The sequence below is a fragment of the Halorubrum aidingense JCM 13560 genome (genome assembly GCF_000336995.1).
GTDB classification, from domain to species: Archaea; Halobacteriota; Halobacteria; order Halobacteriales; family Haloferacaceae; genus Halorubrum; species Halorubrum aidingense.
Map to the genome: position 1 here is coordinate 83,519 of NZ_AOJI01000019.1, position 14,984 is coordinate 98,502.

18 protein-coding genes are annotated in these 14,984 nt (G+C 69.9%); 11 read left to right on the plus strand and 7 right to left on the minus strand.

Annotated features, from left to right (window positions below):
* Positions 1–19 precede the first annotated feature (19 nt).
* The gene (locus C461_RS06365) at positions 20–388 is read left to right on the plus strand and encodes a hypothetical protein (protein ID WP_007999668.1); all 369 of its coding nucleotides are present in this window, start codon (positions 20–22) and stop codon (positions 386–388) included.
* 47 nt (positions 389–435) lie between these two features.
* On the opposite strand, the gene C461_RS06370 is transcribed toward C461_RS06365, so the two are convergent.
* From C461_RS06370 to C461_RS06385, 4 genes are read right to left on the minus strand one after another with little or no spacing between them, the layout of a single operon-like run.
* Entirely contained in the window at positions 436–789 is a 354-nt protein-coding gene (locus tag C461_RS06370) for an AzlD domain-containing protein (protein ID WP_007999669.1), read from the minus strand.
* Positions 786–1,475 carry an AzlC family ABC transporter permease gene (locus tag C461_RS06375; protein ID WP_049906392.1) on the minus strand — a complete coding sequence of 230 codons (690 nt, stop codon included), beginning with the start codon at positions 1,473–1,475 and terminating at the stop codon, positions 786–788. Before C461_RS06375 ends, C461_RS06370 begins: the two co-directional genes overlap by 4 nt.
* A gap of 5 nt (positions 1,476–1,480) precedes the next feature.
* Positions 1,481–2,308, minus strand: a complete 828-nt coding sequence (locus tag C461_RS06380) for an RNA methyltransferase (RefSeq protein WP_007999671.1) — start codon at positions 2,306–2,308, stop codon at positions 1,481–1,483.
* A complete protein-coding gene (locus C461_RS06385; RefSeq protein WP_007999672.1) occupies positions 2,305–2,919 on the minus strand; it encodes a hypothetical protein in 615 nt (204 codons plus the stop codon). Before C461_RS06385 ends, C461_RS06380 begins: the two co-directional genes overlap by 4 nt.
* 127 nt (positions 2,920–3,046) lie before the next feature.
* Between C461_RS06385 and C461_RS06390 the strand changes: the two genes are divergently transcribed.
* The gene (locus tag C461_RS06390) at positions 3,047–3,643 is read left to right on the plus strand and encodes a DUF192 domain-containing protein (protein ID WP_007999673.1); all 597 of its coding nucleotides are present in this window, start codon (positions 3,047–3,049) and stop codon (positions 3,641–3,643) included.
* 6 nt (positions 3,644–3,649) lie between these two features.
* On the opposite strand, the gene C461_RS06395 is transcribed toward C461_RS06390, so the two are convergent.
* On the minus strand, positions 3,650–3,880 hold the full coding sequence (locus C461_RS06395; RefSeq protein WP_007999674.1) for a hypothetical protein: 231 nt from the start codon (positions 3,878–3,880) through the stop codon (positions 3,650–3,652).
* A 208-nt stretch (positions 3,881–4,088) separates the two neighbouring features.
* Between C461_RS06395 and C461_RS06400 the strand changes: the two genes are divergently transcribed.
* Both C461_RS06400 and C461_RS06405 read left to right on the plus strand, forming a co-directional pair.
* Entirely contained in the window at positions 4,089–5,354 is a 1,266-nt protein-coding gene (locus C461_RS06400) for a dihydropteroate synthase (protein ID WP_049906396.1), read from the plus strand.
* Between the two features lie 183 nt (positions 5,355–5,537).
* Complete coding sequence (locus C461_RS06405) at positions 5,538–6,230, plus strand: 6-hydroxymethylpterin diphosphokinase MptE-like protein (RefSeq protein WP_007999678.1); 693 nt, start codon at positions 5,538–5,540, stop codon at positions 6,228–6,230.
* A gap of 58 nt (positions 6,231–6,288) precedes the next feature.
* Here the strand turns inward: C461_RS06405 and C461_RS06410 are convergent, their stop codons facing one another.
* Positions 6,289–7,062: a creatininase family protein gene (locus C461_RS06410; RefSeq protein WP_007999680.1), complete on the minus strand. Its 774-nt coding sequence runs from the start codon at positions 7,060–7,062 to the stop codon at positions 6,289–6,291.
* 180 nt (positions 7,063–7,242) lie between these two features.
* Between C461_RS06410 and C461_RS06415 the strand changes: the two genes are divergently transcribed.
* The 7 genes from C461_RS06415 to C461_RS06445 all read left to right on the plus strand — a co-directional run bounded on the left by C461_RS06415 (position 7,243) and on the right by C461_RS06445 (position 13,717).
* On the plus strand, positions 7,243–7,653 hold the full coding sequence (locus tag C461_RS06415; protein ID WP_049906397.1) for a nascent polypeptide-associated complex protein: 411 nt from the start codon (positions 7,243–7,245) through the stop codon (positions 7,651–7,653).
* The gene (locus tag C461_RS06420) at positions 7,650–8,393 is read left to right on the plus strand and encodes a tRNA (adenine-N1)-methyltransferase (RefSeq protein ID WP_007999684.1); all 744 of its coding nucleotides are present in this window, start codon (positions 7,650–7,652) and stop codon (positions 8,391–8,393) included. The genes C461_RS06415 and C461_RS06420 overlap by 4 nt, the downstream gene beginning before the upstream one ends.
* 60 nt (positions 8,394–8,453) lie before the next feature.
* On the plus strand, positions 8,454–9,590 hold the full coding sequence (locus C461_RS06425; RefSeq protein WP_007999686.1) for a transcriptional regulator TbsP domain-containing protein: 1,137 nt from the start codon (positions 8,454–8,456) through the stop codon (positions 9,588–9,590).
* A 52-nt stretch (positions 9,591–9,642) separates the two neighbouring features.
* Positions 9,643–10,764 carry a pyridoxal phosphate-dependent aminotransferase gene (locus C461_RS06430; RefSeq protein ID WP_007999688.1) on the plus strand — a complete coding sequence of 374 codons (1,122 nt, stop codon included), beginning with the start codon at positions 9,643–9,645 and terminating at the stop codon, positions 10,762–10,764.
* Between the two features lie 93 nt (positions 10,765–10,857).
* Positions 10,858–12,060 (plus strand): methionine adenosyltransferase, encoded by a 1,203-nt coding sequence (locus tag C461_RS06435; protein ID WP_007999690.1) that lies wholly within the window; start codon positions 10,858–10,860, stop codon positions 12,058–12,060.
* 104 nt (positions 12,061–12,164) lie between these two features.
* Positions 12,165–12,617 carry a DUF5804 family protein gene (locus tag C461_RS06440; protein WP_049906398.1) on the plus strand — a complete coding sequence of 151 codons (453 nt, stop codon included), beginning with the start codon at positions 12,165–12,167 and terminating at the stop codon, positions 12,615–12,617.
* A 356-nt stretch (positions 12,618–12,973) separates the two neighbouring features.
* Positions 12,974–13,717 carry a ThuA domain-containing protein gene (locus C461_RS06445; RefSeq protein WP_007999693.1) on the plus strand — a complete coding sequence of 248 codons (744 nt, stop codon included), beginning with the start codon at positions 12,974–12,976 and terminating at the stop codon, positions 13,715–13,717.
* A 273-nt stretch (positions 13,718–13,990) separates the two neighbouring features.
* Here the strand turns inward: C461_RS06445 and C461_RS06450 are convergent, their stop codons facing one another.
* Positions 13,991–14,851 carry a hypothetical protein gene (locus tag C461_RS06450; RefSeq protein WP_007999694.1) on the minus strand — a complete coding sequence of 287 codons (861 nt, stop codon included), beginning with the start codon at positions 14,849–14,851 and terminating at the stop codon, positions 13,991–13,993.
* Positions 14,852–14,984 lie beyond the last annotated feature (133 nt).

The window sequence follows — 14,984 nt, forward strand, 5'->3', positions numbered from 1 at the left end:
GCCCGCCGACGGCCTCCGTATGAACGGACGCCTCGTCGCCACGGTCGGGACTGCGCTGACCACGTTTCTCCTCGTCAGCGCCGTGCTCACGGGGCTGTTGGCCGCTCGGATCGCCTTCTCGGCGATCGTCGCGCTCCCGATCGGCGTCCTCGCCGGGGTGGCGATGGCGGTCGCGACGTGGGCCCGGTTCTGGGGTGATCCCGACGCGCGGCCCGCCCTGCTCGGCGGGTCGGCGATCGGGTTCGCACTGCTCGCCGCCGCCGCGGTCTCGTACGCCGTGCCGCCGGCCCGCGGGGTCGTCACCGCCGAGCGCGCCCTCGCGTTCGCCGGGATCTGCGCGGTCGCCGTCTTCGTCCTCGTCTCACGCAGCCCGGACCGGTTCGCCTGAGCCGGCCACGCCGTCTCCCGGCGGTTCGGCTCTGTTCGTTCGGGGCGTCACGCGAACACGACGAACCGGAACAGCCACAGCGTGACCATCCCGACGGAGATCGTCGCGAACACGTTCTCGGTGCGCCACGCGACCGCGCCGGCGACCACGCCCGCGATGAGCCGCTCGTCGGCGAGCGTCGCGACGACGGACGGGCGTATCGTCACCAGATCGGGGAGCACGAGCGCCGCGAGCACGGCGGGCGGGACGAACCGCAGCGGTCGTTTCACCGACTCGGGCACCTCGTCGATCCGGCCGAACAGGTGGATGAAGGAGAGCCGGAACCCGTACGTCGCGAGGCCGATAGCGACGATGGCGGCCCACACCCGTGCGGAGCCTCCGATGGCGAGCGCGCCGGTCATCGGTCGATCGCCTCCGCGATGAGCCCCGCGAGGATACCGACGATCGCCCCCGCGAGCAGCCCGAGGTTAAGCGGGAGTCCGGCGGCGAGGACCGCGATCGCACCGCCCGCAACTCCCGCGACGGTGGTCGGTCGGTCCTTCATCGCGGGGACCAGAAGCGCGAGGAAGACGAGCGGCACCGCGAACGTGAGCCCCCACGCGTCGGGGACGCCCGCACCGACCACGACGCCGACGACCGTGCCGACCTGCCAGACGGCCCACAGCGACGCCGCCGCGCCGAGGTAGTAGCGCCAGCGCGTCCGCGACTCGTTCTCGGCGAACTCCGCGACCGACAGGGCGTACGCCTGATCGGTGAGGAAGTACGCGAGCGCCGCCCGCGTCTCGCGGGCGTATCGAGCGAAGTGCGGGGCGATCGACGCCGAGTACATCACCATTCGGAGGTTGATGACCGCGGCCGTGCCGATCACGACCGCGAGCGGCGCGTTCGCTCCGAGCAGATCGAGCGCGGCGAGTTGGGAGGCGCCCGCGAACACGATCACGGACATCCCCACCGCCTCGGCGAGCGTGAGGCCCGCGTCCACGGCGGCGATGCCCGCGACGAGCGCGAACGGCACGATGCCGAGCATGAGCGGCGACACGTCGCGCACGCCGGCCCACAGGTCGTCGTCGAAGAGCGTCCCGTCCATCCGGGTCACTCTCGCGGGTACACCGGCTCGTCGTACTTCGCGGCGAGGTGGTCGGCGTGTTCGAGCTTCGTGGTCGCCTTGCGGAACGTGCCCAAAAGCGAGTGGATCTCGCGTTCGGTCGGGTGCGCGCGGCCGAGCAGCCGACGCATCAGCAGGGCGTTCTTCTCGCGGTGGTGCTCGCGCTGGCCCGTCGACGCGAGGAAGTCGCCGAAGTACTCGTGGAAACGCTCGATGTCGGGCTCGGCCGCCCGGACGACTTCGGTGTCGGGCAGCTGCGTCTCGTCGACGGTCAGCTCGCGAAGCTCGTAGAGGAGTACCGTCGCGGCCTGTCCGAGGTTGAGCACGGGGTAGTCGTCGTCCGCCGGAATCGAACACACCTCGTCTAGCTGCGAGAGCTCCTCGTTGTTGAGCCCGCGCCCCTCTCGGCCGAAGACGATGGCCGTCGGCGCGTCGACCGTCTTCAGCGACGCCCGAAGCTCCGCGGGCGTCTTGAACGGGAACCGCTCGTGGCTCTGGTCGTCCTCGCCGGTGATCGCGGTGGTGCCGACGGTGTGGTAGTTCTCGACGATCTCCTCGAAGGTCACCTCGTCGGCGTTCGGGAGCACGTCCTCGCGAGCGTGACCGGCGAAGCCGTACGCCTCGCCGTCCTCGCGGAGCTCCGGCGGGTTCACCAGCTTGAGGTCGGTGAGCCCGAAGTTCTTCATCGCCCGGGCGATGGTGCCGACGTTGCCGGGCGTTTCCGGCTCGACGACGACGACGACGGGCTTGCGGCGGGCAGACGGCTCGCCCGCACTATCCTCATTCGGCTCCGTGCCGGGGTCTGCGCCGCTCATCGGTTTGACGGGTAGTCCGTACCCAGATCGACACCGGAGTCGGCGAGGTCCTCCTCGGTCAGTTTGTCGTCGCCCTCGCCCCCGTCTCCATCGCCGTCGCCGTCCTTCACGCCGGCGAGTTCGAGGATGTCGATCCGGTCGCCCTCGAAGTTCGCCTCGACGCGCTCTTGGATCTCCTGTTGGTCCGGCAGGTCGGGGAGTCCCTCGGGGTCCTCCTCGACGTGCTCGACGGAGCCGTACCCGTCCGGGGCCGCGTTGCCGGCGGCGACCCACTCGTGGAAGCGGTCGCCGAACTCGACGTCGCCGGCGTACTCGCTGCCGCCCGCCTCGCGGTACCAATAGATGAGGTCCGGTTCGTGTTCCGGGCACAACAGCACTTCGCCGTTGGGCTCGCCGTACACGATCTGCGCCTGGTTACACCGGTGGACCTCCGCTTCGCCGTGGTCGAGGTAACAGACGTCACAGGGCTCCTCGACGAGGCCGACGAGCCTGACGAGTCGCTCGCGGGGCTCCTCGGGGATCTCGTCGAGGGGCTTCAACTCGCCGTCGTCCGTGAATATCTCGTCTTCGTCGAACCGCCATCCGCGGAGGCCGACGCTCACTTTCGCCATGCGTCACGGTAGACGAGGGGCGGATAAAAACGCGTCCTTCGAGGAACGAACGGCCCGTTCGCGGGGAATCGGCCCCTCGTCGCGGCCGCCGCGACGCATATACGCGAGCGGATCGTACCGGCTCGCAATGCGACGGCGTCGTCTCCTCGCGGCGGTCGGTGTCGGCTCGCTCGGCGGTCTCGCCGGCTGTACGGGCGAGGGGCTCGTCGACGGCGGGGCCACTGATTCGGGATCGGAGTCTGACTCGGGGTCTGAGGCAGGATCGGAGTCCGGCTCCGAATCGGGATCCGACGCCGACTCTACACCCGACTGGCCCTCGGGGTCCTACGCGGACTACGACACGACAACTGTCGAGGTTCAAACGGCCGACGGCGACCGCCTCGGGACAGTCAACGCCGCGATCGCGGACACGGGTGACAAGCGCTATCTCGGTCTCAGCGACGCGAGCACCCTCCCCGAGGACGCCGGGATGCTGTTCGTCTTTTCGGCTGAGCGAGAGGACGTCACCTTCGTCATGCGCGAGATGGACTTCGGGATCGACATCGTCTACGCCGACGCGGAGGGGAGGATCACCCGGATCCACAACGCGCCGGAACCGGGGCCGAACGAGAACGGGAGCGAGCAACGATACCCCGGATCGGGCCGGTACGTGCTGGAAGTTCCGTATAAATGGACCGACCGCAACAGCGTCGCAGTCGGAGATGTGCTGGCGTTCGAGCGTTGACGCCGGTTAGCGAACTCTGTCGGTAGCCGTCGGGTCGGGAGCGTTCAGCTCCGGCGATCGAGCGACGCTCAGTGCGAGCACGGCGGTCATGACTGCGAACAGCGCGACGAGCGCGACGGCGAACCCGGCCACGCCGACCGTGATAAGGAGTTGACTCCCGAGTAGCTCGCCGCCTATCGTCGCGGCGAGGGCGGCTACCGTGAGTCCGAGCAATCGGTCTTCTGTTTTCGTGTTCATCCATCACGTCCGTGCCGGACGGGCTTAACGCGTGCCCGACGACTGCCGTCATGTCTCACGCTGACACGTCTCGCCGCGAGCGCGGACCGATCGACGACCCGTCGCCGGTCGCCTCTCGTCCGTCCGATCCATCGGCGGTCCCCGTCCGTGTCATTCGTCGGCACCACTCACTCGGCCCGTTTATGTCGCTCGCGCCCGTGGTGATGATATGCGAAATGTGGACGCCGCGGGACTCGGGATCGGCGACGACCACCCGCCCCGGATCATGGGGGTTCTCAACGTCTCTTCGGAGTCGCCGTACGACCCGAGCGTGTACGACGACCCGGGCGAGGCCGCCGAGTACGTGGACACGGAGCTAATCGGCGAGGGCGCCGACATCGTCGACGTCGGCCTCGAATCGGCCAACAAGGACCTCGACGTGCTCTCGGCCGACCAGGAGCTGGACCGGCTCGACACCGCGATCGAGACCCTCGAATCGACCTCGGGCGACGCCGTCTGGTCGATCGAGACCCGCTATCACGAGGTCGCCGACGCCGCGCTCTCGCGCGGGTTCGACATGGTCAACGACATCTGCGGGTTCGCCGATCCCGAGATGCCGCGCGTCTGCCGCGAACACGACGCCGCCGTCTCGAAGATGGCCTCCCCGCCGGACCTTGAACGCCCGGGGGCGATCGAAGACGTCGACGACATCTACGAGGCCCTCTCGCTGAACGGCTTCACCGATAAGACGATCCTCGACCCGGCGTTCGGCGGCTGGTCGGAGGCGAAGACCCACGCCGACGACCGCGAGACGTTCCACCGCCTCCGAGAGTTCCGCGGGTACGGCCGCCCCCTCCTCGTCTCGATCAACCGCAAGAGCTTCCTCAAGACCCTCGCCGGCCGGAGCACGGCCGAGGCGCTGCCCGTCTCGCTCGCGGCCACCTCGATGGCGGTCGAGCGCGGCGCCCACGTGGTCCGCACCCACGACGTGGCCGAGACCCGCGACGCGGCCCTCGTCGGCGCCGAGTTCGCTCGCGATCGGACGCGGACGGGCGCGACCGGCGACGTCTCCGTCGAGGAGCTCGACGTGACGACCGTGCGGGAGGCCGAGCGCCACCTCGACCGGCTCCGAGCCGACCGAACCGTCGCCGGCGACGCGGTCGTCCGCACCTACGAACTCGGCGGGCTCTCCGACGAGGCCGTCGGCGCGCTCCGGGCGGCAACCACGAGCCCCGGTCCGCACTCCGGCGCGCGCTCCGGCCCGGGAGCGGCCGGAAACGCGGCGTTCGTCCTCGCCGAGAGCCCCGGCGCGACCGCGACGTCCGCCTCGGTCACCGACGGCGGGACCGACGACGGGCGGACGAGCCCCGAGACGGGCCGACGGGGACTTCTCGTCGGCACGCCCCGAGCGATCGAAGCGTCGAAATCGGAGGCGACAGGCGTCTCACCGGCGCTCGACGCCGCTTTAGACGCGATCGATGCGGGCTCTATCTAAGAGAAAGTTTATGCCCTCGTATAGACAACCGTTCGACTGGACGCCGGAGGGGCACGCGGGTAGGGGTACTCTGTGCTACTCCGGCCCATACCATATTCCGTCCCGCCAGCGGCGGCGCCGTTCAGCACTGCCCTCTCCCTCGTCGCCGCACTGCGACCGCCTGTCGCCGGAGGCGACCGGCGCGTGAACTTCGAGACCTTCGAACCCGTCTACGAGGCCATCCTCGCAGACTTCGGGTTCGGGCGGGACGCCGACGAGCACGCGCGCGACGTCGCCGTCGAGTTCGCGACCCCGTTCGACCTCGATCGCCTCGATGACTGGCGCGGGCGGACGGTCGCGATCGCCGGGGCGGCCCCGTCGCTCGCCGACGAGGTCGCCGTCGCTCGCGAGGCCGACGTCGTCGTCGCCGCCTCCACGGCCGCCGACGTCCTCCGCGACCGCGGGGTCGGCGTCGACTGCATGGTGACCGACCTCGACAAGAACCCCGAGACGGCCGCCGCGCTGACCCGCGAGGGCGTCCCGGTCGCGGCGCACGCCCACGGCGACAACGTCCCCGCGGTCCGGGAGTGGCTCCCCCGGTTCGACGCCGAGTGGACGCTGGCGACGACACAGGCGGCCCCGTCGGGGCCGGTCCAGAACCCGGGCGGGTTCACCGACGGCGACCGCGCCGCGTTCCTCGCGGACCACGTCGGGGCCGGGCGGCTCACCTTCCTCGGGTGGGACTTCGACTACCCCGACGTGAACCCGATGAAAGCGCGGAAACTCGACTGGGCCGCCCGGTTGCTCCGGTGGCTCGAACGCCGCCGCGGCGAGCGGTTCGGGATCCTCGACGGCCGCCGTCGGGAGCTTGACGCGGCGCTCGCGCCGATCCTGTAGGAGGGCGGTGCCGTAACCCGCTTTTCGTCTGCGCGATCCCCGGCTTCGACGGTGCCGCCTACGCGACCCGCCCTTTCGGCAGCAGTTCCTCGCGCTCGCGGGCGTCGAGCCACTCCACCAGCTGCACCAGTTGGTCCGCCGCCGCCTCGAACAGCTCCGCGGCCTTTTCGGGAGTCACGTCGGTCGGGTCCCCGAAGGCGCCGTTCGCGGAGTTGTCGATGGCGTCGTAGTAGGTGCGGGCGCCGTGGACCGTCGCGTCGGACGCTTCGAGGTCGACGAGCCCCCCGTCCCGGGCGTCCTCCAGTCGGTCGGTCCGGACGAGATCGGGCGCGATATGCGTGATCATCGCGGTCTCTTTGGGGCCCGCGTGGGGGCCGTTGCGCGCGAACAGGTCGTCGACGAGGTCCGGGATCGACTCGTCCCACATCCACTCGATCGCGTAGCTCGTCCCGTCCTCGTGGAGCCGGCGCCCGACCTCACGGAGGTGCGAGACGTTACCGCCGTGGGCGTTCACGTAGACGACGCGGTCGATCCCGTGGTACGCGAGGTTCCGCGTGAAGCTCTCGACGTAGTCGCGGAACTCCGGCGGGTCGACCCACATCGTCCCCGGGAACTGCCGGTGGTGCGGGCTGACGCCGACGGTGACCGTCGGCGTGCGGACGACGCCGGTCTCCTCGGCGGCCGCGGTCGCGAGCGCCTCGGCGATGAGGTGATCGGTCGCGAGCGGGAGGTGCGGGCCGTGCTGCTCCGTGGAGCCGAGCGGGACGACGGCGACGGACGCGTCCGCCAGTCGCGCTCCGAGTTCGGGCCACGTCTGATCGGCGAGGTACATACGGACGCCTCGGCCGCCGCGGGTATGAACCCCGCCGTCGCGGCCCCGTTCGCCGGATCGACCCCCCGTTCGCCGGACTGGATCCCCGATACCGTCGTCCCGTGTGCCCCGATGTTCCGCCGGTCCTCCGGTCGACCCGTGTCGTCACCCTTTTTGTCCCGTCAGACCGAATTCGCGGATATGTTCGGAGGAGGCGGCATGAACCCGCGGAAGATGAAACAGATGATGAAACAGATGGGGATCGACGTCGAGGAGCTCGACGCCGAGCGAGTCGTCATCGAGACGGCCGACGGCGACCTCGTCTTCGACGGCGCGCAGGTCACCAAGATGGACGCGCAGGGCCAGGAGACCTACCAGATCGTCGGCTCGCCGACGGAGGTCGACGACGCCGGCGCCGCCGAGAGCCCCTCGGCAGTCGAGGGCGATGCAGAGGCGGCGATCGACGATGCCGGCGCGGACGACGACGCCGAGATCCCCGACGAGGACGTGGCGCTCGTCGCCGAGCGCGCGGGCGTCCCGAAGTCGACGGCTCGCGAGGCCCTTGAGGACGCCGACGGCGACCTCGCGGCCGCCATCGCGGATCTGGAGTGACCGACGCCGCGTACCTGCTGGTTCACGGGGACCGGGAGTACCTCTTGGAGCCGGGCGAGGAGTTCGGCACCGACCTCGGCGTGCTCGAGATCCCCGACGACGTCGCGGGCGGCGACGAGATCGAGACGCACCTCGGCACCGTCTTCGAGGTCCGCGAGCTCCGCGGCCCCGATCTGTTCAACCACCTCGAACGCACCGGCGCCCCGATGATGCCCCGCGACGTGGGGCTCGTGATGGGCCACACCGGCGTCTCCGGCGGCGACCGCGTGCTCGACGCCGGCACCGGGACCGGGATCCTCTCCGCGTACCTCGGCCGGGCCGGCGCCGAGGTGACGACATACGAGGTCGACCCCGAGTTCGCCGACGTCGCGCGCAGAAACATGGAGACCGCCGGCGTCGCCGACCGCGTCGAGGTCCGCACCGGCGACCTCTCCGAGGAACTCGACGCGCTCGCGGACGACGCGGAACCGTTCGACGTGCTTACCCTCGATACGGGCGACGCTCCAGACATCGTCGCACGCGCGCCCGAGCTCCTCGTCTCCGGCGGCTACCTCGCCGTCTATTCGCCGTTCGTCGAGGGGACCCGCGAGGCCGTCATGGCCGCTCGCGAGGCCGGGTTCGAGGGTGTCGATACCTTCGAGACGATCCAGCGAGAGATGGACTACTCCGACCGCGGGTCGCGCCCCTCGACCGCGGGCGTCGGCCACACCGGCTACTTGGTGTTCGCGCGGGCGCCCTGAGCCGCGCCGGCGCGACGCGACCGCCGCAACGTTCTTTTCGTTCCCGTCGCCACGGTGCGTATGGTACCGCCGGGGCGATCGGCCGACGCACCGCAGCCCGTCGGCGATGACGACACCGTCGCGAGCGACGACCGTCGCGACGGCGGCGACTCCGGCGAGTGCGAAGACGACGACGAGCCGGCCAGCGAGGTCGCCGCGGCGCTCGCGGCGGTGGACCCCGCCCTCGCCGACGCCGTCGAGTCCGCCCTCGCCGGTCGGTCCGGTCTCGTCGCCGTCGGCGTCCCGCTGTCGCTGCTCCCGCCGATCCTCGCCGCGCGCGAGCGCTCGACGGGGGAGCCGTGGCGGATCGCCTGCCGACCGGGCGTCGTCGACGTGCTCGGGCGGGCGTTCGCGCTCGGCACGGCCGTCGCCGAAGCGGTCGCGACCGACGCGCTCGAACTCCGAGTCCACCCGGACGGCGGCGAGGGCGCCGAGAGCGTCGCGGACGACGACCGAACGGCACAGCGGATCCTGTTCGCGACGCCCGATCGGGTCGATGCGGTCGCGGGACCGACCGGAAACCGCGCGCTGGTGACCGAGACGGGGTCGACCGCCGCCACCGCCGCGGCCCGGACGGCGGCGGCCCGGTTCGATCGGGCGCGCCCCGCGACCGTCGACATGCCCGCCCGCAGCCGGCTGCTCGCCGCCGCGAGCGACGTGCTCGACGAGCGATTCGCCGACGACGTGGCGGCGGTCCTCGACGCGCTTTCGTACGGCGAGGTCGGTCGGACCGGAACCGTCACCGACCAGACGCTTCTCGTCGCGCTGGCGGCCCGCCACGACCACCTGTTTTGGGACCTCCGACGATGGGTCGAGGGGGAGAGCGAGCGCGGGGGGGAGAGCGACGGCGACACCGACATCGACGGGGGCGAGACCGGTCCCGACGTCGGAATTGCGCCCGGACAAGAGCTCACGGCCGACCGCCGGGCGCTCGTCGATCGCGAGCTGATCGAGTCGATCAAGGTGCCGATGGGACCGGGTCGCCCGCAGTTCCGACTGCGCGCGGTCGACGACGCGCTGCTCCGGGCGCGCCCGGAAGAGGTGCTCAGCGTTCTTCGGGGCCGGTTCGCGCTCCCGGTCACCGAGGACGGCACGCTCAGACGCGGGCCGGGGGGCGGAGAGCGACGCCCGGTGTGGGAGCGAAAGCGGACGCGGTGACGGCGGGAGCGACGTGACAAGAACTAACTCCCGGCGGCGCGCCCCATCGGATATGCCGAACTTCTCCGACAGGGTCGAGCGGATCTCTATCAGCGGGATCCGCGAGGTGTTCGAGGCGGCCGGCGACGACGCGATCAACCTCGGGCTCGGACAGCCCGACTTCCCGACGCCCGAGCACGCGCGACGAGCCGCCGTCGACGCGATCGAAGACGGGCTGGTGGACGCCTACACCGAGAACAAGGGCATCCGCTCGCTGCGGGAGGCGATCGCCGAGAAACACCGGGTCGATCAGGGGATCGACCTCGACCCCGACGACGTGATCGCCACCGCGGGCGGGAGCGAGGCGCTGCACATCGCGATGGAGGCGCACGTGAACGAGGGCGAAGAGGTGCTCATCCCCGATCCCGGCTTCGTCTCGTACGACGCGCTGACGAAACTGGCCGGCGGCGAGCCGGTGCCGGTCCCGCTGCGCGACGACCTCACCATCGACCCCGCCGCGATCGAGGCGGCGATCACCGACGACACCGCGGCGTTCGTCGTCAACTCGCCCGGGAATCCGACCGGCGCGGTCTCCTCCGAGGCGGACGTTCGCGAGTTCGCCCGGATCGCCGACGAGCACGACGTGCTCTGCATCTCCGACGAGGTGTACGAGTACACCGTCTTCGAGGGCGAGCACCGCTCGCCGATCGAGTTCGCGGAGACCGACAACGTCGTCGTCGTCAACTCCGCCTCCAAGCTCTTCTCGATGACCGGCTGGCGGCTCGGCTGGGTGTACGGCGCCAGCGAGCGCGTCGACCGGATGGTGCGCGTGCACCAGTACGCGCAGGCGTGCGCCTCGGCGCCGGCGCAGTACGCCGCGGAGGCGGCGCTTCGCGGGGACCGAGACGTCGTCGACGAGATGACGGCCTCTTTCGAGCGCCGGCGCGACCTCCTCCTCGACGGCTTCGCGGAGATCGGCATCGACTGCCCGACGCCGCAGGGCGCCTTCTACGCGATGCCGCGAGTGCCGGACGGGTTCGTCGACGAGTGCCTCGACCGCGGAGTGATCGTGGTTCCGGGAGAGGCGTTCGGCGAACACGGCCGCGGGCACGCCCGCATCTCGTACGCGACCGACGAGGCGGAACTCCGCGAGGCGCTCGACGTGATGGCGGACGCCTACGCGGCCGTGAAATAGGCGCAACACCTGCCAAAGAATAACTATAGAACATTAGCGACGGTCGGGAGGTTTCCGCAAGTTATACCGTCGGCGACGGAGTACCGGAATACAATGGACCGGAACATTCAGGTCAGCCGCCTCGACCGGCAGGCGGTCGAGGACCAGGAGGTCGAGATCGTCGAGCGAAAGGGTATCGGACACCCTGACTCGATCTGCGACGGTATCGCCGAGTCGGTTTCGCGGGCGCTCTCGCAGCTCTATTTGGACCGCGTCGGGAAAGTGCTCCACTACAACACCGACGAGACGCAGCTCGTCGCCGGCCGCGCCGCGCCCGCCTACGGCGGCGGCGAGGTCGTCGAACCGATCTACGTGCTCATCGTCGGGCGCGCGACGAAGGAGTACGAGGGCGAGCAGCTGCCGGTCGATTCGACCGCGCTGGCGGCGGCCCGCGACTACCTCGCGGAGGCCATCCCGGAGCTCGAGTACGGCACGGACGTCATCGTCGACGTGAAACTCGGCGAGGGCTCGGGCGACCTCCAAGACGTCTTCGGCGAGGAGACTCAGCAGGTACCGATGGCGAACGACACCTCCTTCGGGGTCGGCCACGCGCCGCTAACGGAGACCGAGACGATCGTTCACGAGGCCGAGCACGCGCTCAACACGACCTACTACGCGGACCACCCCGAACTCGGCCCCGACGTGAAGATCATGGGCAAACGCGAGGGCGACCGGATCGACATCACGGTCGCGGCCGCGATGGTCGACGCCCACATCGACGATCTCGACGACTACGACGAGGCGGTCGACGACGTTCGCGAGTTCGTCACCGGGCTCGCCGAGGACCACACCGACCGCGAGGTCAACGTCGACGTCAACACCGCCGACGACTACGACGAGGGGTCGATATACCTCACCGTCACCGGGACCTCGGCAGAGCAGGGCGACGACGGCTCCGTCGGGCGCGGAAACCGCGCGAACGGGCTCATCACGCCCAACCGTCCGATGTCCATGGAGGCGACCTCCGGGAAGAACCCCGTCAACCACATCGGGAAGATCTACAACCTGCTGTCGACTCGGATCGCGGAGTCCGTCACCGACGAGGTCGACGGGATCCGCGACCTGCAGGTCCGGCTGCTCTCGCAGATCGGTCGACCGATCGACGAGCCGCACGTCGCCGACGCGCAGTTGGTGACCGAGGAGGGCGTCGCGCTCGGCGACATCGAAGCAGAGGTCCACGCGATCGTCGACGAGGAGCTCGCGAACGTCACCGACGTGACCCGGAGCGTCATCGACGGCGACGTCTCGACGTTCTGAGCCGCGACCGACCGCGACCGACCGCGACCGACGACTGACGGCGCGCGTGGCGATCGGCCCGACCGACCACAACCGATTTGAAGCGCCGGCGACTCCGAGAACGTGTGACGCGGGTGTGTCTCCTCGGCGATCCGGACGTGAACCTCACGTACGAGCTACTGTCACGCGAGACGGCGCGGGACGCGCTCGCGACCTACGACATCGAGGAACCGTTCGCGAACAGCGTCGCCGTCGACACCGTGAGCCTCGGCGCGGCGGTGTCGCTGTTGAACGACCTCAACTGGTACCTCGTGCGCTTCGTCGACGAGGCGTTAGTCCGCGAGCCGTCGGTGTCGCCCGACGAGTGGCTCTCGCGCGACCTCGCGCGCGAGGTGCGCGACGGCGCGGTTCCGCCCGAGGAGACCGACCAGCGGCTGAAGGTGTTCGGGCTCGTCGACGGCGAGCCCGTCGAGCCCCTGTACGTCCGCCGGAGACAGGGCGAGACGCCCGAGTACGACCTCCGCGACGTCGACGAGACCCTGATCGTGCGCGTGAGCGAGTCGGAGTTTTCGGGGTAGGCGTCGGCGTTCTCGCAGGAGCCGTTGTCGGTACTACTTATAAATCGTTGCCGGCGCAGTGCACAGCGTCAACGCCGCACCAACGACGGCTTCCGATCGCTTCGGTCGTCTCCGCACCGCACCTCAAACCTCCCCAGCCTCGTCGGCTCGGCGTTTATAAACGCCGAGCCGACTCCCTCGCGCGCTCCTCGCACCCGTTTAAAACGGGTGCGAGGAGGTGCGCGCCCCCGCCATTTGTTTATAAATAGACGCCCACACCGCGTCCGGTTTATATACCGCGTCGCGGCCGTTCGAACTCGCGTCCCGGGTCCGATCCAGATACGATCGTACAAGTCGGTCCGGGGGCGAGCGGACGTATGGTACGCGTCACGGTCTGGAACGAGTATCGCCACGAGCGCGAGAGCGACGTCGTCGCCGACCTCTACCCGGACGGCATCCACGCGGTCCTCGCGGAAATCCTCGAGGAAGCGGGCCACGAGGTACGGACCGCGACGCTCGACGAGGGACCGGACCACGGGCTCACAGAGGAGGTCTTAGCCGACACCGACGTGCTCACGTGGTGGGGCCACGCCGCCCACGACGAGGTGCGCGACGAGGTCGTCGACCGCGTCCACGAGCGCGTCCTCGACGGGATGGGTCTCTTGGTGCTCCACTCGGGCCACTACTCGAAGATCTTCAAGAAGCTCATGGGCACCAGTTGCTCGCTCAAGTGGCGCGAGGCGGCCGAGACGGAGCGGCTCTGGGTCGTCGAGCCGAGCCACCCGATCGCCGACGGCCTCGGCGAGTACATCGAACTCGACGAAGCGGAGATGTACGGCGAGCGCTTCGACATTCCGGCGCCCGACACGCTCGTGTTCAACTCCTGGTTCGCCGGCGGCGAGACGTTCCGCTCCGGCTGCTGTTACCGACGCGGCAACGGCAAGGTGTTCTACTTCCGCCCGGGCCACGAGACGTATCCCGTCTACTACGACGACGACGTGCGCCAGGTGCTCCGCAACGCGGTCGAGTGGGCGGCCCCGGGCGACGGTCCGACCCCCGACTTCGGCAACGCCGACCCGATCGAGGACATCGACACGAGCGACGACCGAACGGTCCACTGATCGGCGAGTCCACTGATCGGGCGATTCGCTGTTCGGCCGCTATCACCTTCGAGCGCACTCGACGAGCCGTCGGCTCAGAACTGTAGGGCGACCGCCGCTACGGTGTGGACGTTGAAAGGCGACCGCCCCGCGTAAACGCGAGACGATCGGCGTGTCACACACCGGCGGCCGGTCGAGTAGGCGTCAGCCGCGGCGGTATATAACCCCTCGCTTACGCGGACGGCGGCTCGACCCGCGCCACCGGCATGTGCCCGCCGATTCTCCGAAAGCGGTCTACTCGGGTCGATGGACCTCGCCGTCGCGCGAGTCGGCGTCCTTCCGGCGGAGCGCGGCGGCCGCGTTGTTGGCGTCGTAGCCGAAGAACACGTCTTTCGCGTACGTCTCCGCCACTTCGATCGCGTGGATCAGCTCGTCGACGCCGACGTCGACCGCGTACAGCTCCAGCGAGAACGGCGTCTCCGGCGGGGCGCCGTGGACGTCGTAATCGCCGCCGAGCCGCGAGCGGAACCCGCGGGCGATCGTTTCGAGCCAGTAGGTCGTGCCGTAGTCCAGGTCGTACAGCGGGACGACGAACTCGTCGACGAGGTCGGCGAGCCGGTCGAGGTCGAGGCCGCTCCGCGCGTACAGGTGACCCGGGTACGGATCGGGGTACAGCGTGAGCAGCACGCGTCCGGGGATCCGATCGGCCGCGTCGGCGACGAACGACGTGATCACGTCGGCGCGCCAGTCCGCGAAGTCGTCGCGGTCGCTCTCGGCGAACAGCCGCTCACAGCGGTCGCAGTGACAGAACCCCTCGCGCGGGAACCCCACGTCGTCGAGGCGTACGTCGCCGTTCTCCGCGGCGCAGTCCGCGATGATCTCGAGGAGGCCCTCGCGGTACTCGGGGTGGGTCGGGCAGATGTACGCCCAGTCGAAGTAGTCGCGGTCGCGGGTCGCCAGTTCCCCGCGCTCGTCGACGGGGACGAGGTCGGGGTTCTCGCTCGCCGCGGCGTTATCGCCGAAACACGACACCATGTTCACGGCGTTCGGCAGCGGCGCGGCCGCCCGCCCCGTGACGTCTTTGACCTCGTAGCAGCCGAGATCGAACGGCTCCATCTCGACCTCGTCGGCGTTGCGCGTGACGACCCCGTACATGGCCCCGGCTACGTGACTGACGGGTAAAAACGGCGGGCATCCGCCCGCGGGAGGTGATCAGGTGGACGGAGTAGTCCGAGTGGACGGTGTAGTTGGGTACTGTGCGACGGCGACGGCGCGCGCTGCGGTTCCG